This window comes from Halofilum ochraceum (assembly GCF_001614315.2).
GTDB classification, from domain to species: Bacteria; Pseudomonadota; Gammaproteobacteria; order XJ16; family Halofilaceae; genus Halofilum; species Halofilum ochraceum.
Window position 1 is genome coordinate 91,240 of record NZ_LVEG02000005.1, and the last position, 20,183, is coordinate 111,422.

At 64.9% G+C, this 20,183-nt stretch carries 17 protein-coding genes; 7 read left to right on the top strand and 10 right to left on the bottom strand.

The genetic code is table 11. From position 1 onward, the window contains the following. Positions 1–19: 19 nt before the first annotated feature. A complete protein-coding gene (locus A0W70_RS06970) occupies positions 20–694 on the bottom strand; it encodes a TVP38/TMEM64 family protein (RefSeq protein WP_070988510.1) in 675 nt (224 codons plus the stop codon). A gap of 712 nt (positions 695–1,406) precedes the next feature. Here A0W70_RS06970 and A0W70_RS06975 point away from each other — a divergent pair. The 3 genes from A0W70_RS06975 to A0W70_RS06985 all read left to right on the top strand — a co-directional run bounded on the left by A0W70_RS06975 (position 1,407) and on the right by A0W70_RS06985 (position 3,584). Beyond that, positions 1,407–1,934: a DUF8082 domain-containing protein gene (locus A0W70_RS06975; RefSeq protein ID WP_070988511.1), complete on the top strand. Its 528-nt coding sequence runs from the start codon at positions 1,407–1,409 to the stop codon at positions 1,932–1,934. 98 nt (positions 1,935–2,032) lie between these two features. Beyond that, the gene (locus tag A0W70_RS06980) at positions 2,033–2,776 is read left to right on the top strand and encodes a HAMP domain-containing protein (protein WP_070988512.1); all 744 of its coding nucleotides are present in this window, start codon (positions 2,033–2,035) and stop codon (positions 2,774–2,776) included. A gap of 49 nt (positions 2,777–2,825) precedes the next feature. Next, positions 2,826–3,584, top strand: coding sequence for a substrate-binding periplasmic protein (locus A0W70_RS06985; RefSeq protein WP_083330834.1), 759 nt, complete (start codon positions 2,826–2,828; stop codon positions 3,582–3,584). A 129-nt stretch (positions 3,585–3,713) separates the two neighbouring features. On the opposite strand, the gene A0W70_RS06990 is transcribed toward A0W70_RS06985, so the two are convergent. Both A0W70_RS06990 and A0W70_RS06995 read right to left on the bottom strand, forming a co-directional pair. Then, on the bottom strand, positions 3,714–4,166 hold the full coding sequence (locus A0W70_RS06990; RefSeq protein WP_070988513.1) for an ester cyclase: 453 nt from the start codon (positions 4,164–4,166) through the stop codon (positions 3,714–3,716). 154 nt (positions 4,167–4,320) lie between these two features. Beyond that, positions 4,321–4,905 (bottom strand): gamma-glutamylcyclotransferase, encoded by a 585-nt coding sequence (locus tag A0W70_RS06995; RefSeq protein ID WP_070988514.1) that lies wholly within the window; start codon positions 4,903–4,905, stop codon positions 4,321–4,323. A gap of 368 nt (positions 4,906–5,273) precedes the next feature. Between A0W70_RS06995 and A0W70_RS07000 the strand changes: the two genes are divergently transcribed. The 3 genes from A0W70_RS07000 (at position 5,274) to A0W70_RS07010 (ending at position 9,415) form a co-directional block, all read left to right on the top strand. Beyond that, positions 5,274–6,215, top strand: a complete 942-nt coding sequence (locus tag A0W70_RS07000) for an ABC transporter substrate-binding protein (RefSeq protein WP_070988515.1) — start codon at positions 5,274–5,276, stop codon at positions 6,213–6,215. A gap of 256 nt (positions 6,216–6,471) precedes the next feature. Beyond that, positions 6,472–8,436, top strand: a complete 1,965-nt coding sequence (locus A0W70_RS07005) for an acetoacetate--CoA ligase (RefSeq protein WP_070988924.1) — start codon at positions 6,472–6,474, stop codon at positions 8,434–8,436. Positions 8,437–8,446: 10 nt separating this feature from the next. Beyond that, positions 8,447–9,415, top strand: coding sequence for a GlxA family transcriptional regulator (locus A0W70_RS07010; RefSeq protein ID WP_070988516.1), 969 nt, complete (start codon positions 8,447–8,449; stop codon positions 9,413–9,415). A 27-nt stretch (positions 9,416–9,442) separates the two neighbouring features. Here A0W70_RS07010 and A0W70_RS07015 read toward each other — a convergent pair whose 3' ends face one another. The 7 genes from A0W70_RS07015 to A0W70_RS07045 form a co-directional block, all read right to left on the bottom strand. Continuing rightward, a complete protein-coding gene (locus tag A0W70_RS07015; protein WP_070988517.1) occupies positions 9,443–11,587 on the bottom strand; it encodes an acetate--CoA ligase family protein in 2,145 nt (714 codons plus the stop codon). A gap of 6 nt (positions 11,588–11,593) precedes the next feature. Beyond that, positions 11,594–12,757 carry an acyl-CoA dehydrogenase family protein gene (locus tag A0W70_RS07020; RefSeq protein ID WP_070988518.1) on the bottom strand — a complete coding sequence of 388 codons (1,164 nt, stop codon included), beginning with the start codon at positions 12,755–12,757 and terminating at the stop codon, positions 11,594–11,596. A 3-nt stretch (positions 12,758–12,760) separates the two neighbouring features. Then, the gene (locus A0W70_RS07025; protein WP_070988519.1) at positions 12,761–13,564 is read right to left on the bottom strand and encodes a carnitinyl-CoA dehydratase; all 804 of its coding nucleotides are present in this window, start codon (positions 13,562–13,564) and stop codon (positions 12,761–12,763) included. Positions 13,565–13,720: 156 nt separating this feature from the next. Then, positions 13,721–14,953: an MFS transporter gene (locus A0W70_RS07030; protein WP_070988520.1), complete on the bottom strand. Its 1,233-nt coding sequence runs from the start codon at positions 14,951–14,953 to the stop codon at positions 13,721–13,723. 64 nt (positions 14,954–15,017) lie between these two features. Continuing rightward, positions 15,018–16,175: an aminomethyl transferase family protein gene (locus A0W70_RS07035; RefSeq protein ID WP_070988521.1), complete on the bottom strand. Its 1,158-nt coding sequence runs from the start codon at positions 16,173–16,175 to the stop codon at positions 15,018–15,020. Continuing rightward, positions 16,172–17,752 (bottom strand): phytoene desaturase family protein, encoded by a 1,581-nt coding sequence (locus A0W70_RS07040; protein ID WP_070988522.1) that lies wholly within the window; start codon positions 17,750–17,752, stop codon positions 16,172–16,174. The genes A0W70_RS07035 and A0W70_RS07040 overlap by 4 nt, the downstream gene beginning before the upstream one ends. Beyond that, a complete protein-coding gene (locus A0W70_RS07045) occupies positions 17,749–19,347 on the bottom strand; it encodes a phytoene desaturase family protein (RefSeq protein WP_070988523.1) in 1,599 nt (532 codons plus the stop codon). Before A0W70_RS07045 ends, A0W70_RS07040 begins: the two co-directional genes overlap by 4 nt. A 171-nt stretch (positions 19,348–19,518) precedes the next feature. Between A0W70_RS07045 and betI the strand changes: the two genes are divergently transcribed. After that, positions 19,519–20,157, top strand: a complete 639-nt coding sequence (betI, locus tag A0W70_RS07050) for a transcriptional regulator BetI (RefSeq protein ID WP_070988524.1) — start codon at positions 19,519–19,521, stop codon at positions 20,155–20,157. Positions 20,158–20,183 lie beyond the last annotated feature (26 nt).

Genomic DNA, 20,183 nt, shown 5'->3' on the forward strand with positions numbered 1-20,183 from the left:
GTGCGGGCGACCGCATTGGCTACTGCGATCGGACGCGCTCACGCTGGGCTTTGCGACGGCGCAACCAATGCCGCAGTACGAGCAGGGTGGCGACGAGGCCGAGGCCGAGCGCGAGCGCGACCGCGATGCGTAGTGGGTCCGGCTGTCTCGCCGCGGCCGCCAGACTATCCAGAAACGCGATCAGCACGATCATGCCCGGAGCCATCCCCGCGAGAGTGCCCGCGAGGAATGAGGCAATGCGGATATGCGAAGTACCGGCAGCCATGCTGACGACAGTGAAATGGGCCACTGGGACCATCCGGAGCAAGGCGATGGTCAGGAAACCGTGGTGGCCGATCCGCCGCGACAGGTTGTGAACCCGGGTTCCGGCAAGCTGCTCGACGTGGCGGTGCCCGAGGCGGCGGCCGATAAGGAAACTGACACCAGCACTTGCGGTTGACGCCAGCAGGGCATACACGAAGCCGAGCACGGGCCCGAAAGCGACGGCGGTGAGGACCACCATCAGGGTGACCGGCAGCATGAGCAGCCCACCAGCGATAAAAACCGCGAGCACCGCCAGCGGAGCCCACGGCTCGTGCCGGAAGCGCGCAAGCCACGCCCCGATCTCCCGCGGCTCGAGGAGTTCACGCAGGGGCGACCACATCCAGATCCCCGCGCACAGGAGCAGGACCAACAGTACCAGGGCCCAGCGCAATAATCGCCTCCTTGCCGAGTCGGCACCATCGCGCGGCAGTATCGAGGGCGGGAGCGACCGCGGAGGCTTCATCGCGCGATGGATCCAGGGGCGCGCGATCCGGCCGCCCGGAGGATTCGGGCGCGGGGGCGGAGATCGCCGCGCGCCAGACGCGGTATCAGGGACGCCGGCATGCGGGCAGACTTCAGAGGCGCTGTAGTCCAGTGTGTATCGGAGTGAGTGGTCGTGAAGACGTTCATGGGAAGATGGTAACGGTTTCCGGAGGCACTCCGCGTATCCTTGTCTTCATGCCGACCGTACTGCGTTAGCGGTTCAGCTCGGGGGATGATCCCGTGCATTCAGCCGCGCTCAGTGACCGCAAAATATAACGCGCAAATGAGTCGGGCGGGTGTCAGCAGGCGGGCTACGCTTTGCCTTCGGCTTGCAGCCATGTCCGATTCGAGCGGATGCTTCCATCGGGACCGGGACACGGGTCCGACAGCCGGTGGCAGCAGGGTGGTCCGCCGGCATGACATTGCAACCCGTCGGGGAAGATAATAGAGTCAAACCCGGCATTGCGCATGAACAAGAACATACAACCCACCGCGTGGACGCGGATTTCGCCCGCGGACCCCGTGTGCTGACAGGTCTGTCGCGGCATGTGCTCGGGGGAGCACGACCCGGCCGGGTACGGAGCCTGCGGTACACTACATGCCGGAGAGAGTGGCAATCGATGAGTGAACTTGTCCCGCTGAGCAACCTCGTTGCCGCATTGCAGGCGGCTACTGACGCCGGGAAATCCGGGGCGTTTTTCATCACCACGGATCAGCAGCACTCCGCCATGGTGACGCTCTCTGGCGGGACGATAACCGGTGTCAAATTCCGCAACACGCGCGGTTACGATGCAGCCACATCCCTTTCAAAGGTCGGTCAGCTCAAATACCAGTCCGCTGCCGAGCCCACCGAATTGCCCGGTGAAACACCGCTCAATACCAGCGCCGTGCTCGAGATACTCACGACCGGCGACAGCAGTGCGGCCTACAGCGAGAGCGCCGCACCCGCGATCGATGTCGATGCCGTTCGCCAGCGCTACATATCGGCAATCGGCCCGATCGGCGGCGCACTGTTCGATGAGGCGGTGGAGGATCTCGGTGACGAGTTGAGTAAGCCGGCCGGCGTCCGTCAGTTGATCGAACGTCTCGTCGAGCAGATCGATGACGAAGCCGAGGCGGCCAGTTTTCGTAACGACGTCGGCGGCTGATTCGCGCCGACTCCTATTCAACAACCACAATCAATAACGACACGAACGGGCGCGGATCTGAACGCCCCGTGAGGGTACGACGGGAGGAAGGGCCTGACATGGCGAAAAAAGAGCAGAAGGGGAAACAGAAGAAAGTCTCCTGGTACCGAAGCGTCCAGACCAAAATCCTGGTCACGCTGCTGGTCGTCACGACTCTGATCCTCGGTGGTTTCGCGATCTATAACCTGACCGAGGCGCGATCCCGTCTCGAGAGCGAGCTCCAGCGGGTCGCCGAGACCACGGTGCAGCGGCTTTCCCAGCAGGTAATTGGTCCCATGTGGTCGCTGAATGACGACCAGCTGATCGAGTCGATCGAGGCCGCCATGCTCGAGCGGCGCGTCTATTCCGTGATCATCCGTGAGGAAGACCGCGAGTCGATTTATATCGGCCGCCGTCGCGATGACGACTGGAATATCGTCCCTGCCGACAGCGACCCCGAAGGCGATTTCATCCTCAGCAAGACGACGCTGTTGCATGAGGGCGAAGAGATGATCGGCGTGCTCGAGGTGTATGTGAGCCGGCGGTTCCTGCAGGCACAGTTCAATGAACTGGTCATGACGGAAATCCGGCGTGCGGCGATCCTCGATCTCGCGCTGATTATCGTCACCCTGCTGCTGCTGCGGCGCCTCCTGGTGCGCCCGATCCGCGAACTGACGGACGCCTCGGAACGGATCAGCGCAGGGCAGCTGAATACGAAGATCGATATCCGCTCCAAAGACGAAATCGGTATGCTCGCGGGTGCCATCAACAAACTGCAGACAAGTCTGCGGATCGCGATGGAACGGATGAAGAAAAGCGGCTGATCGGTGAACGCGTACCGGCAAACCCGGTTATGCGGATACGACGGGGCATATGATGTTGAAGCAAAACAGGGCCGCCATGCTCGGCCTCATCGTGGGTGGCCTCCTCCTCGTGGCGGCCACCGGGGTCCATGCACGTCAAGTGACGATGTGCACGCTGAACTGGGAACCGTATTACGGTGAGGAACTGCCCCGCGAGGGTTTCTTCACGGACATCGTTCGTACGGCGTTCGAGCGCGGGGGGCATTCGGCGCAGACCGAATTCATGCCGTGGGCGCGCGCCATGCTGGAGGTGAAACAGGGCGACCGTGATGTGCTGCTCGGGGCGTACTACAACGAGGAACGCGCCGAGACCTACATCGCGAGCGATCCTATTTTCACCGACGAAGTCGGTATCGTGGCGCACGAGGACCTCGGGCTCACGGAATTCGACTCACTGCGTGAACTGTCGGATTATACGATCGGGTACGGTCGTGGCTATTCGGTCAGCGAAGAATTCGACAGCGCGGAGTATCTCGACAAGGAGCCGGAGGAGAGCCAGGTCCTGAACCTGCGCAAACTCTTCGCCGGGCGAATCGACCTCATTGCCGGCAGTTTCGCGAGCATCCGGTATGTCGCGAATCGGGAAGGGCATGATGTGGATGAGCTGGTGTTTCTGGAGCCGACCCTGAAAGAAAACACGCTGCACATCATGATCTCGCGCGCGATTGATGACGGCGACGAATTGATGGCGGATTTCCATGATGGGTTGTCCGAAATCCGCTCGGACGGGACGTACGATCGCATCCTCGAAGAGATGGGATACAAGTGATCCGGCGCGCCCGGATTCGATAACCCCGGGTACCGCCGTCAACCGGATTGCAGCCGGGGAGTGAACTCCGGCGACAGCGTTGGAAACCCTCTCGCGGACGCGCGCCCTGGTTTATCGTATTGCCGCGATTCAGTGGTGGCGTTGCGCGGGGTCGTTGAGCGTGGTGAGCTGTTCCCTCAGAGCGCAGAGGTCCCCGTGCACGGTCACCTCGACGATGCGTCCATGCGCCGTGCGGAAAAGCGCAACGCATTCGTGACGGACCTGCTGCCCCGTCGGGGGACAGCCCAGCACTTCACCTACGTGGGTGCCGGTCCATGCAATCCGGGCAGCCGCGCGGTCGCGGTCCACGATCACCTCCTGTATTTCCATGCGCAGATCGCGGAACGCGCCGGTGAACATTTCGGCGTAGCGTTCGAGACCGCGTGGTCCGTCCGCGGTGGTCCCGAGTGTCCCGCGGATAATCGCATGCGGACCGACGATCCGCTCTGCGGCACCATAGTTGCGACTGTTCCAGAATTGGTCATAGAAGCGGCGCACGAGTTTACGGGTCGTGTCCGCAGTGGTTTTGCGTCCGGGGTACATGCGCAACCTCCATTCCAGCCCTTCGTTGACGGGCTGATATTGATCCGCGTGCTGGCCAGTATGCCGTATGGTTCCGGGCGTCCGCGACGTCGATGATCACCGGGTACGGGGGCTGCGCCAGCCGTGTCGATGCAGAGAGTATAGCCGCTCGGGGTCAGTCCGAGGGGAACTCGCGATCCAATGATCCTTCCAGGTGACGCAGCACGGAGCGCAGTCCCTGATCCCGGACGCCCAGGCGCTCCAGGCCGGCCACCGTTTCGCGGACATATTCCGGATTGGCGCCGCTTGCGCCCTGGGCCCCGAGGATGTGGTCTGCCGCATGCTCGGGCCTCAGTAAACCGGCGTACTGTTCGTGGTTCCGGTCGAGGACGAAGGTCAGTGCGGTAAATCGGCCCCCGTCGCAGGCGACCTTCACCAGACGCGGGATGTACACGTTGGTCACCATTTCCCGCTCCCACAGGTACTCGGCCGCGGCGCGCTTATTGCCCTCGGCGACCTCGAACATGCATCCGAGACAGGAACCGCCGCGATCGAGCCCGAGCACGAGACCGGGACGGTCGGGTGTGCCCCGGTGATGGAATGACCATACCCGAAGGGCCCTGTGGAATCCGTGAATTCGCGCACGGTGTGAGGAGCGGTAGTCGAATCCGGGACGCCACAGGAGTGAGCCGTAGCCGAACACGTAGAGCGGACCGGACGGCAACTGGTCGATCCGTTCAATCTCACCGGCCGTGGTCATCGGCGTACCTGGAATCTCCGGGCTGAGGTAATTGCTCATGCGCCATGATAACGCATGTGTCGGTTTGCGGCGGCGTGTGCGGCGGGCCCATGATGGCCCGTGCGATGCCGTGCCGGGTCAAGTTACGCCGTGCGCTCGGCCAGGCGGGACATGTCAAAGAATCGGCGAAAAATGACAAAACCCGCCCGCAGCTGTCGCGGAGTATGCATTGCCTGACCGGCGCGGGCGCACAATGCTCAAGGACCGGTCATCGCGCGTGGCCCGAGTGCCTGAGCGTGGTATTCGCCGTCCCGGATGGACGTATTTCGGGACGACCGCCGTAGCGGTCCGGTGATACGACCGCAAACCTCAGAGGAGGAACACCGAGTATGAATCGAATCAGAGTCTCCATCGCGGCTGCAGCCGCCATAGCAATCTCCCTGATCACGGCGACAGCGACCGCCGCTGACGACGCACCCACGATCCGTTTCGGTACGCCCACGTGGCCGGGTGTGACGGTCAAGACTGAAGTCGCCGCACAGCTCATCGAGACGATGGGTTACGGCATCAAGCAGACGAATTCCAGCCCGGCGTTCGCCTACAACGCCCTCAAGTCAGACGATCTGGATGTCTTCTTCGGTGGCTGGATGCCGACCCAGAAGAACATGGCGGATCCGTTGATCGAGGAAGGCTCCGTGAAGGTGATGGCGACCAATATTTCGGACGCGATCATGGGGATCGCCGTCCCGGAATACGTCCATGAGGCCGGGGTCGAGACCGAGGCCGATCTCGATGAGTTCCGGGACCGTTTCAACGGCAAGATCTACGGCATCGAGGCCGGCAGTGGTTTCAATGAGTCGATCAGTAATGCCATCAGCAATGACCGCCACGGTCTCGGCGACTGGGAAATGGTGCCCTCCAGCACGAGCGGGATGCTCAGCCAGGTCGGCCGCTCGATCGACCGGGAGGAGTGGATCGTTTTCCTCGGCTGGGAGCCGCACTGGATGAATGTCGCGTATGACATCCACTATCTCGGTGCGGTCGGCGGTCGCGAAATCGCCGATACGCGCAGCGACGTGCTCACGGTCGCCAACCCGCGGCTGGTCGAGAAGGAACCGGAAATCGCGCGGTTTCTCGAGCAGTATGTCGTGAGCAAGGATGACCAGTCCGAGTGGGTCCTGGAGTACAGCTATAACGACCGGAAGTCCGAGGACGTGGCCGCCGAGTGGATCGGCGCGAACATGGACACGGTCGCGAAGTGGCTGGACGGCGTGAAAACCCGTAATGGCGAAGCCGCGATCGACGCGGTGCGCGCCGCCTACGCTGACTGACCCGTGCCTTGATGGTCCGGGTTACCTGCCTGGGGCAGGTGATCGAGCCGGCACCGCGCCGCTGATCGCGGCGCGGCGCCGGGTTTTTGCCCGCCGGTTTTCCCGAAGGTATTGTCCCGTGCCGGGCGATGCCTTCGCGAAGACCGGCCCGGCGGGGCGTTGACGGCGTCATACGGCACCGCAATGTCGCCGCTTACCCGGTGTCGCAGGCAGTCGAGGCATCGGGATGGCCTGGAATCGGCAGACGGAGAATGCGATGAGTGAAGCCAGCGAGATCCTCCGCACACCATCCGCTTCGGATCTGCGCGACAGCCACATGGCGCGCTACATGCGCTGGCTCGGCGAATGTGGCTACGGTGATTTTGACGATTACGCCTCGCTGTATGAATGGTCCATTTCCGAGCCGGAGCGATTCTGGGCGACCGTGTGGAACTGGACCGGCGTGATCGCGCACCGGGATGCGGAATGCGTGCTGGCGGACCGCTCGATGCCCGGTGCGCGCTGGTTCCCCGGCGCGCGCCTCAACTATGCGGAAAACCTGCTGCGCGAAGCGCTTCACGGGGATCCGCAGCGGATGGCGGTGTACGCCGTATCGGAGACCCGCGAGACGCGGCGGGTCACGTATGGCGAACTGTTGTCGGACGTCGCGGCATTCCGGGCGTGGCTCGAGGCGCAGGGAGTGGGGCCGGGTGATCGGGTCGCCGGCGTCGTCGCCCACGGTCCGGAGGCGATCGTGGCCATGCTTGCGACGACCGCACTCGGCGCGATCTGGTCCTCGGCATCACCGGATTTCGGGGTAAGCGCGATCGTCGACCGGTTCGGTCAGATCGAGCCGAAGGTGCTGGTCACCGTCAATGGTTACGGCTACAACGGCAAGGTCTACGACCGCGCCGAGGCCATCGATGAACTCATCGAGCGACTCCCGACGGCGGAGCGCACCGTGGTCGTGCCGCAACTGCCCGGCGGTGCGATGCCGACGACCGATCATGTCACCTGGGACGCCGCGCTGGCCGCCCACTCCGGCGCGGAGCCGGCGTTCGAGCCGATGGCATTCGACGACCCCGCATTCATTCTCTATTCATCCGGCACGACGGGGGTGCCCAAGTGCATCGTTCATGGCGGCGGCGGCACGCTGCTGCAGCACGCCAAGGAACTCATCATCCACGGAGACATCCGGCGCGACGATGTCTTCTTCTATTTCACCACCACCGGCTGGATGATGTGGAACTGGCAGGTCTCCGCGCTCATGACGGGGGCGGAGCTGGTCGTGTTCGATGGTGCACCGGCGTATCCATCGCTGGACGTCTGCTGGCAGCTGGCGGCGGAACGGGGTGTCACGCATTTCGGTACCAGCGCGAAATTCATCGGTGCCTGCCGCAACAAAGAACTGTCCCCCGGGTCAACCAGCGACCTGTCGGCCCTGCGCGTCATCTTCTCGACCGGGTCGCCGCTGCTGCCCGAGGATTTCGACTGGGGCCGCGAGCATGTCGGACGCGACGTCCTGCTGGCTTCGATCTCCGGCGGGACGGATATCGTGTCGTGTTTCGTGGGGGGCTGTCCGCTGTTGCCCGTGCGCCGTGGTGAGATCCAGTGCCGCATGCTCGGCATGGACGTACAGGCGTGGAATGATGCCGGTGAACCCGTGGTCGGCGAAAAGGGTGAACTCGTCTGTCGTCAGCCCGCACCATCGATGCCGGTCATGTTCTGGAACGATCCGGATGGCGAGCGCTACCGACGGGCGTATTTTGATACGTTCCCCGGCGTCTGGGCGCATGGTGATTTCATCACGATCACCGAAAGCGGCGGCGTGATCATCCATGGCCGCTCGGACGCGACGCTCAACCCGGGCGGCATCCGCATCGGCACCGCGGAAATCTATCGCCAGGTCGAAACGATGGATGAAGTCGCGGACAGTATCGTAGCCGGGCAGGCATGGGAGGACGACGAGCGCATCGTGCTGCTGGTGGTGCTGAACCCCGGTTACGAACTGGATCAGGATCTGCTCCAGCGCATGCGTTCGCGCATCCGGGAGGGGGCCAGCCCGCGCCACGTGCCGGCCCGGATCGCGTCCGTGGATGAGGTGCCTTACACGCGCAGCGGCAAAAAGGTGGAACTCGCCGTATCGAGCGTCCTGCGCGGCGATCCGGTCGGTAATCGCGACGCCCTCGCGAACCCCGACAGCCTCGACCGCATCGCCGAAATCGAGGAACTGTTCGTATAAACTGTTCGCCATGACAGAGCATCCGACGAGTACCGGGACCCGCGAGATCGGTTTTCTCCTGATCCCGGAGTTCTCGATGATGGCTTTCTTCGCCGCGATCGAGCCGTTGCGGATTGCCAACCGCTGCAGTGGCCAGGCGCTCTACAGCTGGTCGATCTGGTCCGAGGACGGTGAACCGGTCGCCGCCAGTAATGGCATGACCCTTTTGACCGACGACGCCATCGGCGATCAGGTGGCGGCGCCCACCGTTTTCGTGTGCAGCTCTTTCAACCACGAAAGCCATACGTCGGCACCGATTATTCAGTGGCTCCGGCGCCTGGCGGGGCAGGGCGTCGTGCTCGGCGGAATCGATACCGGTGCATTTCTGCTCGCGCGCGCCGGTCTGCTGGAAGGCCATACGGTTACGCTGCACTGGGAGAGCATCCCGGGCTTCCGCGAGCTCTATCCCGGCATCGAGACGACCACCGAACTGTATGAGGTCGACCGGCGCCGCCTGACTTCGTCGGGCGGCACGGCCACGATGGATCTCATGCTGCGTTTCATTGCCGAGGAGCATGGTACGGACCTCGCGACGGCGGTGTCCGAGCAGCTGATCCACCAGCGCGTGCGCAGCAAAAGCGACCATCAGCGCATGAACCTGGCGGCACGACTGGACGTCCACAACCCCACGCTTGTACGAGCGGTTGAATTCATGGGACGCAATATCGAGTCACCGGTACCGGTCGGTGGGGTGGCGGCGCACTGTGGTATCTCCCAGCGTCAGCTGGAGCGGCTGTTCGCCGAACAGCTCGGTGCCGGGCCGAACGCCTATTATGTCCGCCTCCGTCTCGAGAACGCTCGTGAACTCCTGCACGACACCGATCGCAGCGTACTCGAGGTTGCGCTCGCCTGTGGATTCGGTTCCTGCGCGAGTCTGTCCCGGGCCTATCGGCGGCAGTACGGCATCCCGCCGAGCCGCGACCGGAAATGGACGGCGTGACGCGGCGCCGCCCGTGAACTCGAGCCGTCAGGTCGACTCGGGCGCGGGGGGTTCCGGATCGACGAGTCGGACGAGGGCATCGGCCGCGACCGCACCCAGCCCCGCCGGCCGCACCAGCAACGGGTTCACGTCGAGTTCGGCGATACCGTCCGCATGGGCTTCGGTGAACCGGCCAATAGCGGCACAGGCTTCCACGGCGGCATCGATGTCGCCACCTTCTCGGCCCCGGTAACCCGCGAGGACGCGTCCCACCGCGAGCGACTCGATGGCCCGGCGGATATCCGACTGCTCCGCGGGCAGGAGGAGGGTACGGGTATCGCGCACGAGTTCGGCCAGGATGCCCCCGCTGCCGACGACCAGCACGGGTCCGGCGACCGGATCGCGTACCACTCCGACAATCAGTTCGGCGACCGCATCGGGCACCGCTTCTTCGACCAGCCATCGCTTGCCCGCGTGACCCGCGGCGCGCAGGCGCGTGGCCATGGCCTCGGCGCTCGCCAGGAGCTGGTCCTGATCCGCGATACCCAGTGCGACGGCCCCGAGCTCGGTCTTGTGCCCGATGTCACGCCCGACCGCCTTGAGGACCAGCGGATACTCGAGTGACTCCGCGGCGTCCGCGAGGCCGGCCCGATCGGTCGTGCGCCCGCGGGGAATACGCAGCCCGTACTGGGCGAGCCGACGCTTGCTCTCGGCTTCATCCAGTGACTGTGCCGCTGTTATCGACGGCGCCGCGGCGAGTGGGCCGTCCCATGCCGGTTGTTCGAGCAGGGCGGTCCGTCGCTTTGTCCAGTTCGCCCCGTGCGCGAGCGCCCGGATGCCCTCGTCCAGGCCCTGCAGTGGCGTCACGCCGGCCGCGAGGCAGGCTTCCCGCGCGGATGCGGGCAACGCCTCGGGCAGGGTCGACAACACCGTCGCCGGCGCCCCGGTACGCCCCTGCGCGAGAAGAAAACCGTCCAGCGCGCTGCGCCAGTTGTCCGGCCGTGCCCGCCCGGTCGGTGGAAAGTCGAGCACCAGGATCGCGGCGTCGTACCGGTCGCCGAGGACCGTCTCGAAGCCGGCGGCGGCCGCCTCGGTATCACCCCAGATGCGCGTGTTGTAATCGAGCGGATTGCCGACGCTGGTCGGCTGGATCCGGAACGCGTCGGCGATCCGCTGCACCGGCTGCGGCGGGGGGCACGTAAGCCCGGCAGCGCTCAGGCGATCGCCCATGAGCGCGGCTTCGCCACCGGAGCAGGACAGCGAGATCACCTCGTTGCCGTGCAGCGGTCCGGTAACGCTGAACAGCTTGAGCGTCTCGATAAGCTCCGCGAGCGATCCCGCGCGGCGGATACCGAGGCGGTCGAACAGGGCGTCGTAGACGCTGTCGGAGCCTGTCAGCGCGGCCGTGTGGCTCTGCGACGCGCGCGCCCCCTCGGCCGATGCGCCGACCTTGATCGCGACGATCGGTTTTCCGGCCCCAAGCGCACGCCGCGCGGCGCGCGCGAAACGCCCGACATCGCGCAGGCCCTCGACGAACAGACCGATCGCGTGAATGCGTGGATCGTCGAGCAGGGCCTCGATGAAGTCCTCGACACCGAGCTGGGCCTGATTGCCCGTGCCGATGACATAGCCGAATGGCGCGGAGCGTTGCTGGAAGGTCGCGCTGAGTGCGACGTTGCCGCTCTGGCTGATCAGCGCAAACCCGGATTCGGCCGGATCCGCGCCGTGATCGTCCGGCCACAGCGCGACGCGGTCGAGGCAGTTGATGATGCCGTGGCAGTTCGGCCCGACGAGGGCCACATCGCCGGCGGCCTCCACCAGGCGCTTTTCCAGATCGGCGATGCCGTCTTCGGCGAACCCGGCGGCGAAACAGATGCCGCCCCCGGCGCCACGGGCGTTCAGTGCGGCAAACACCTCGGGGCAATGGGCGGCCGGTACCGCGACCACGGCGGCATCGGGGCCCGTGGGCAGATCGGCGACCGAGGCGTAACAGGGCCGGCCCTCCATCGACTCGCGCTTCGGGTTCACGGGCCAGATGTCGCCCTGGAAGCCGATATGGTCGAGCTGGCGGACCGTTTCGACGGCGGCGGCACCACCGATCACCGCGATCTGGCGTGGCCGCAGCAGACGGCCGAGATTGCGGCGTCGGAGGTCCGCGCGCTCGCCGGCGCCGGTTGCATCAACCGCTTCCATCGTCATTCAGCCGCCGTGCGCACGCAGCAGATCGCGCGAGATGATGTGGCGCTGGATCTCGCTCGTGCCGTCCCAGATGCGCTCGATGCGGGCATCGCGCCAGAAGCGTTCGAGCGGCAGTTCGTCCATCAGCCCCATACCGCCGAAGATCTGGATGCACTCGTCGGTGACCCGCGCCAGCATCTCCGAGGCATAGAGCTTCGCCTTGGCGGCGTCCGAATCGGTCATCCGGTCCTGGTCATGCAGCCAGGCCGCGCGCAGACAGAGCATTTCGGCGGCATCGATCTCCGTCGCCATGTCGGCCAGCTTGAAGCCGATTCCCTGGAAACGGCCGATCGACTGGCCGAACTGCTTGCGCGAGGCGGCCCATTCGACGGCCATTTCGTGAGCCCGCCGCGCGCGCCCGATACAGGTCGCGCCCACGGTCAGCCGGCTGGCGGAGAGCCAGGTTCCCGCCAGATCGAAACCGCGGTGCACCTCGCCGAGCACCTGCGAGCCCGGTATCCGGCAGTTGTCGAATTCGAGAATCGAATTGTGGTAGCCGTGATGGGATACGGAGTTGTAGCCCGGGCGGACAGTCATGCCGGGCGTGTCGTGATCGACCAGGAACACGGTGATCTTCTTGCGTTTGCCGCGGCCCTGGACTTCCTCTTCACCGGTCGCGGCGAACAGGATCGTGAAGTCGGCCACATCCGCGTGGCTGATGAAGTGCTTGGTGCCGTTGATGACCCAGTCATCACCATCCGGCTCGGCCCGCGTCGCCATGCCCCGCAGATCCGATCCGGCCCCCGGCTCGGTCATCGCCAGGCACTCGATGCGTTCACCGCGGATTGTCGGATAGAGATAACGTTCGGCCTGCTCGTCGTTGCATGCACGCAGGATGTTGCTGGGGCGGTGCACCAGCATCTGCAGGGCGAACGAAGTGCGGCCCAGTTCCCGTTCGACCATGGTCATGGTCAGTGCATCGAGGCCACCGCCGCCGATTTCCTCCGGCATGTTCGCCGCATAGAAGCCATGCTCGATGGATTTCGCGCGGATCGCTTCGGCGACCTCCGCCGGCACCTCGCCACGGCGCTCGACCTCGTTCTCGTGGGGATAGCATTCCTCTTCCACGAAGCGGCGAACGCTGTCGACGATCATGTTCTGTTCGGTGGTCGGTTCGAAATCCATGGCTTATTTCCCCCGGAAATGCGCCTGGCGCTTCTCGGCGAACGCGGCGACGCCTTCCTTCGCATCCTCGCTCTGCAGGACCTTCGGGAAATTCTCGAACTCCGCTTCGCGCATGTAGGAGAACGTGTCCTTTACCGACATCGATTCGGTCTCGCGCAGGATCTCCTTGATCGCCTGGACGGCCAGCGGTGCGCCGGCGGCGATGGTGTCCGCCCATTCGCGCGCGGTCGGCATGAGCTGATCGGACGACACAACACGGTTGATCATGCCGTAGTGCATCGCCTCGTCGACTTCCATGCGGCGCCCCAGCAGGAGCATTTCCATGGCGATGTTGTAGGGCAGGCGCTTGGGTACGCGCTGCAGACCGCCGGAGTCGGGCACGATCCCCAGCGGGACCTCCGGCAGCGCGAAATACGCATGATCCGCACACACGATGAGATCGCAGGCGATCGCGAGTTCCAGACCGCCACCGATGGCCAGGCCGTTGACCGCGGCGATAACGGGCTTATTGAGGTCCCAGAGTTCGGTGATGCCGGCGAAGCTTCCCGGGCCGTAATCCGTATGCCACCAGAGTCCGACCTCTTCGTCTTCGCCCGAGGCCGCGGCCTTGAGATCCCAGCCCGCGGAGAAGGCCTTGTCGCCGGCGGCGGTGACGATGCCGACCCGCAGTTCCGGGTCGTCGCGGAGTTCGCAGAAGGCATTGCCCAGGGCGACCGACGTGGCACGATCGATCGCGTTGACCTTCGGGCGGTTCAGCGTGATTTCCATTACGGCGCCGCGGCGCTCGACTTGTACGGCGTCACTCATGAGTCATCTCCCGATTCAATGGGCCGGGTATACCGGTGTGCGCAAGGCATTTCGTATGCTTGATAACGGGTTCGATCCTCGCGGAATCGGATGGCGACGCTTTGCCGAAATCCGCCATGATATTGGCTGTGCCCGCCAACTCCGCGGTCGAACCACTCAATCGCCCGGGTTGCCCCAGGCGGCGTCCCGGATCGGTCGCCAGACGATGGCGCCGAGGACCAGCAGGGCCGAGGCCGCCGCCATGACGATGATGAAACCATTGGGGCCGATCCAGTCCATCGCGCCACCTACCGCCGGCGGCCCGACGATACTCCCGAGGCAATAGGCGATCACGAGGGTCGAATTGGCCTTGGCGAGCGTCGTCCCGCGGAACGATTCGCCGAGCAGGGCGAGCGCCAGGGTGTAGAAGGCGACGGTCGTCCCTCCCCAGAGAAACAGCACCGTCCACAGCAGCAGCGTCAGGTCCAGAACATATGGCAGCAGCAGGACCGTCAGGGATCCGCCGATTCCGCACAGGACGATGCTTGCGCTGCGTCCGATGCGATCCGAGAGCCATCCGATCGGCAACTGCAGAATCACCGCGCCGAGCGTCGCGATGGCGAGGAGTTCCACGGAGGCCCCCTCGGCCAGCCCGAACCGGATGCCGTACAGCGGGAGCAGGGCGAGCGCGGCATTGTCGACAAAACCGGAGATGAACGAGGCCAGCATGACTACCGGGGCGAGCCGCAGGACGCTCATGGTGGTCTGCCCCTGCTCGTGCTCCATGGCCGGTGCGGCGCCGCGGATATACAGCAATGGGATCGCCGCGATCAGGACCAGCGCGGCCGACACGGCGAACGGCAGCAGGCCATCCACACCCAGCCAGCGCACGATCATGGGGCCGATCGCGAAACCGAGTCCGAACAGGGCCGAGTAGACGCCGGCCACGAACCCCCGGTTGTGGTCGGAGGAGAACCGGTTGATGCAGGTCTCACTGATCACCCAGTGGAGGGACATACCGATGCCGATCACGAAGCGGAGCAAAAACCAGAGCCCGGCGTGCTGGTAGAACGCGGCGGCGAGAATGCCGCCGGCACTGAGCAGGATGCCGATCATCATCACCGGCACGACACCGAAGCGCACCAGCAGAAACGGGACCAACGGGGCCGCGATCAATGTCGCGCCCACGCCGAGCGAAGTGTTCAACCCGACAAGCGCGGTATTGAGGCCCATGCGGTCCAGCAACACGGAGAACAGCGGCCCCGTGATCCCCAGCGTGATCCCCACGGCGGTAATACTCGCCAGCATCGCGAATACAAGCCGGCGCCCGGAGGGCCCCGACGTGGCGGGTATCTCGGCCTCCACATCGGAAAGCCGGGATATCGTTTCACTCGTGTTTTCGCTGGACATGCGGAACCGGTGGCTGCAGGGGAAAGGATCAGTCAGAGGAGAACGGCGTGCCGGCGGGTGCCGGTCACGCCTGGCGTCGTGGCAGATCGATGAATCGATGCGGGACCACGCGCGCGACCTCGTCCGATCGCAGCAGCCTCAGTTCACGCCGAAAGTGGACTTCGGCCTGGAGTTTCGTGCCGTTGATCGCCCAGGGCGCCTCGACCAGCGCCAGCGCGATGCTCTTCTTGAGCAGCGGTGACCAGATCGCCGCGGTGGTCTCGCCCACGGCCCGCTTGCCGGAATAGAGCACAGAATCGACGGCCGGGCGCCGCCCCGGGAGTTCCAGCCCGACGAGCCGCAGTCGCGGGCCCGCGCCTTCCTTCTGCGCAAGCAGTGCGCGCCGGCCGTTGAAGTGGTCCTTGCGGAAGTCGATGGCCCAGGACAGTCCGAGCTCGAACGGCGAGCGTTTCTCCGAAAGATCGACCGTCGTGCGGGCATCCGGGTATTCGCTGTGCACCTGGATATGACCCGCCTCGACCCGGGCTATGTTCAGCGCGATCGAGCCGATCGGCGTGATGCCGCGGCTGCCGGCGGCGGCTTCGAGCCGCTTCCACAGTGCGACGGCGTCTTCGGACCGGACCCAGAGTTCGTAGCCGAGATCCCCGGTGAAACCGGTCCGCGTCACGGTCACGGGGAGGTCCTGCAGTTGCGTACGCACGAGCCCGAAATAGCGCAGGTCCTCGACCTCCGTAATCCCGGCGCGAAGCAGAAGGTCGCGCGCCAGGGGGCCCTGCAGCGAGAGCGCGGCGATCTCTTCGGTCGCATCTTCAATGCGCACGTCCAGGCCCTCGGCGGTCGCAAGGAACCACGTGAGATTGTGCTCGGCGCAGTTGATCTGGAACTCGGTTTCCGTGAAACGGAATACGGTGCCGTCCTCGATGATATGGCCGGCACCATTGCACCACGGCGTGTAGAAACATCGCCCCGGGCGGCAGCGATCGATATCGCGGGTGATGAGGCGGTTGATGAAACGCGCGGCATCCGGGCCTTCGATGCGGTATTTCAGCATCGGCGTAATGTCGTAGGCGGTGACGCTGTTGCGGATCGCCGCGTATTCCTGACCCTCGTTGTAGAAACGCGTGGCGGTCGCATAGCCCTGCCAGCGTTCCCACTCCTCGGTGTGATTCAGCGGCGCCAGGATCTCGTGAAACGGCGTTTTCTCCAGTACCGGTCCGATCATGCCGCGCGCCTCCCGTTGCGGCGGTCGCGCAGAACGGCGCGCGCCGCGTTGATCCCGTTCGTTCCCGTAACACCGCCGCCCGGGTGAGTACCGGCGCCACACAGGTAGAGGCCCTCGATCGGCGCGCGGTACTGGGCGAATCCGGGCACCGGGCGGACCATGAAGAACTGGTCCAGCGCGATATCACCGTGGTGCCAGTGGCCGCCCCGCATCCCGAAGCGCGCTTCGATCTCGCGTGGCCCCCAGGCCTCGCGCGCGAGCACCGTCTGCGCGAACCCGGGCGCGTGCCGTTCGATCATCGCGGTGATCGTCTGGCCCATCTCGTCCGGATCAAGCGACTCGCTGTAAGGTGCGTAGGCCACGTTGACGGACATGACGTGTTGCCCCGCGGGCGCGCACTCCGGGTCGTCCAGCGACGGGATGGTGATCTCCAGCGCCGGCTCCGGTACGGCTTCGCCGTATTTCACGTGGTCGAAAGCGCGCTCGACATAGCCGATCGAGGGGGCGATCACCCAGCGCAGCGGTCCACCCGACGCCGGCTGTGGCAGATGGGGCAGACGATCCAGCGCGAAGCCGACCTTGCCGGTGGTGCCTTTCGTCCGGATGGCGCGGATCTCACGGCGGAAGTCCGCGTCGAGGTGGTCGGCATCGACGAGTTCGCTGCAGGTCGTGACCGGGTCGGCATTGGATACGACCACCGGGCTGTCGATCGCGCTGCCATCCGCGAGTTCGACCCCGCGGGTCACACCGGCTTCGACCCGGATCGACTGGACGGCCACACCCGTTCGGATCTCCACGCCGGCGGCCCGGGCCGCTTCGAGCAGGGCTTCCACGGGCCGGCGCGGACGGCCGCCGTTGGCCGCGGCGGATCGCGCCCGGGGGGACATATGCCCCGCGAGGCGATGCAGCAGGGTGAAAACCGTATTCGGCGAGCGCGGACCATGGTCGGTGCCCAGTACGGCGTCCAGGGCCAGCGCGCCCATGAGTGCGTCGGTTTCGAAATGATCCTCGAGCAGGTCGGCCACGTTCATGGTGATGACCTGCAGCAGATCGCGCATCTGCTGACGGCCGCGGCGCCGGATCGACCAGCCGAGACGGCCGAGCGTGAGCAGATTGCGGCGATCGGCAAAATCGAGACGGGGCGCTTCACTCGCCAGCAGAGGACGCAGTGCATCCGTATGCGCGCGCAGCCGCCGCTGGAAATCCGGCCAGGCCTCGGCGTCACTGGCGGAGTGCTCGCGGAGCCCGGCGGCGGTCGTATCGGCATCCGGATGGAGCACGACGCTGCCCCCGTCGGGCAGCAGCGAGACCGTCGTCGCTTCGTTGATGGGCGTGCCGAGACCATAACGACCGAGTTTGAGTTCGCGTATGGCCCGCCGATCGAACGCCGGCAGCATGTGCGCGAGTGCGGGCAGGCGAAAGCCCGGATGGATTTCGTATCCCCGCGCCGCGCCACCAGGCTGTTCATTCGCTTCCAGGACGACCACGCGCATGCCCGAATGCGCCAACCGCGTGGCCGCTACGAGGCCGTTGTGTCCGCCGCCGATCAGGACGGCATCCGCTTTGGTGTCATTCATGCCGCCACCTTCTTGCGCAGATCCGCGAGAATCTCCTGGGCCGCGTTATAACCGGGCGCGCCCATTACGCCGCCGCCTGGATGTGTGGAGGAGCCGCACATGTAGAAGCCGCCGAGCGGGCCGCGATACTGGGCGTACCCCGGTACCGGCCGGTTGAACAGGAGCTGATCCAGGGTGAGTTCGCCGTGGAAAATGTTGCCCTCGGTCAGTCCGACTTCCTGTTCCAGTTCGTGCGGGGTGCGGACCTCCAGATCAACGATCGAGTCGCGGAATCCGGGGGCGTGATCCTCGATCGTCGACAGAACCGTATCGCCGAACGCATCGCGTTTTTCCGGAGTCCACTCCCCGTCGGCCAGTCTGGGCGGCACGTACTGCACGAACACGGTCATCATGTGTCCGTCCTCCGGGGCGACCGTCGGGTCGATCAGCGATGGGATGGAGATGTCGAGAAAAGGTTTGCGCGACCAGGTTCCGCTCTTCCAGTCGTCATACCCGCGTTCGAGGTACTCCATGTTCGGGGAGACGGTGATCGTCCCCTGGTTCAGTTCCGGGAGGTCGTTCGGGATCGCCTCGAAATTCGGCGCGCGGTCGAGCGCGATGTTCACTTTTCCGGAGGAGCCGCGGATCCGGTAACGCTCGATGTCCTCGCGGAAGCGCTGTGGCAGCTTGTCCTTTGGCATGAGCTTGAGCCAGGTCCGTTTGGGATCGAGGCTCGATATCACCGAACGCGCGTGGATCTCTTCTCCATTCGCCAGCGCCACACCGGTGACGTCGTCACCCGAAGTCAGGAACTCGACGATCTCCGCGTCGGTCCGGATCTCGCCGCCATGCTCACGGACGGCACCGGCCAGGGCCGCACTGATGGAGCCCATGCCGCCGCGCGCGTAACCCCATGCGCCGATGTTGCCGTCCACATCGCCCATGAAGTGGTGCAGCAGCACATAGGCGGTGCCGGGGCTATAAGGGCCCAGCGCGGTGCCGATGATCGCACTGCCGGCCATCGCACCCTTGAGCAGGTCCGATTCGAAGTAGCGGTCGAGGAACGCCGCGCTGCTGGCCGTCCACAGGCGCAGCGTGTCATACATCGCGTCTTCGCCCATGGCGGCGAAGCGCTTGCCCAGGCGGGCGAGATCGGCGATATCCCGCATCCGGCCGATGGTCGGGTCCGGGGGGCTCTCGAGCAGCATCGGCCGGATGAAACGGCACTGACGCAGGATGTCGGCGGCGAAGATGTCGTAGGCCTCGGCGTCGCGCGGGGAATGGCGGGCCACCTCGCGGCGCGTGCGATCGTGATCGGAGAACATGCCCAGATAGTCGCCGTTGTTGCCGAGATTGACGGCGCCCTCGAAGGGCAGGATCTGCAGACCATGTTTCGCCAGCTGGAGGTCGCGGATGATCTCGGGCCGGAACAGGCTGCAGACATACGAGCATGAGGTGAAGGTATACCCGTTTCCGCGCTCATCACTGTATGCGGCGCCACCGATCTGCGAGCGGCGCTCGAGGACCAGCACTTTCAATCCTGCCCGGGCGAGATAGGCGGCGGTTACGAGGCCGTTGTGGCCGGCCCCTGCGATGATTGCGTCATAACGGCTCATAAGGTCGATTCCGGACTGCGATTGGCCGGATTCTGGCGAAGGGGAATCCCGCTGTCCAGTCCAAATTGATTGACTTATCGATCAATTCCCGGCATTTTGAATGACGTAGGCTATTGTGTGGACAGGAAAATCGATCTATTCTTGGCCGACCAAAAATCCCGGGAGAACAGGGTGGCAAACGCCGAAAAAGCGGTCTCCGCTGACCGCAGGGACGTGCGCAGGCAACAGCTGATCGAGGCGACCATCAGCGTCATCGGCCGCAAGGGGTATGCCGGCACACGTCTCGCCGATGTCGCGAGCCAGGCGAAGGTGAGCTATGGGGTCGTCGGTTTCTATTTCCGCACCAAGGAGGATCTGCTGCTGGCGACACTCCAGTGGCTGGCGGACGAGTACACCAACGTGTGGCGCGAGGCGGTCGAAAAGGCGGGACCCTCGCCAGTGGCACGTCTGCGCGCGATCATCGATGCCGACTTTTCCCCGCGGATCGCCAGCGAAAAGAAGATCGCGGTCTGGTATGCGTTCTGGGCCGAAGGCCGAACGCGCCCCAAGTACCGCAATCTGTGTGCGCAGCTGTACAACGATTACCACTGGCAGGTGCGCACGATCATCGAGGAGATCATCGAACAGGGCGGTCACGAGGACGTCGACGCGCACCAGGTGACCGTCGCTCTCAACGCGATGACGGATGGGATGTGGCTCGACCTGCAGATTCAGCCGCGCGATTTTGATCGCGAGGAGGCCAAGAAGGCGATCGAGATGTTTCTGGGCAAGGTGTTCCCGGCCGAGTTTGGTGATCGGGAAGGATCATAGCCGGTATGCAGCGATCGCGACTAAGC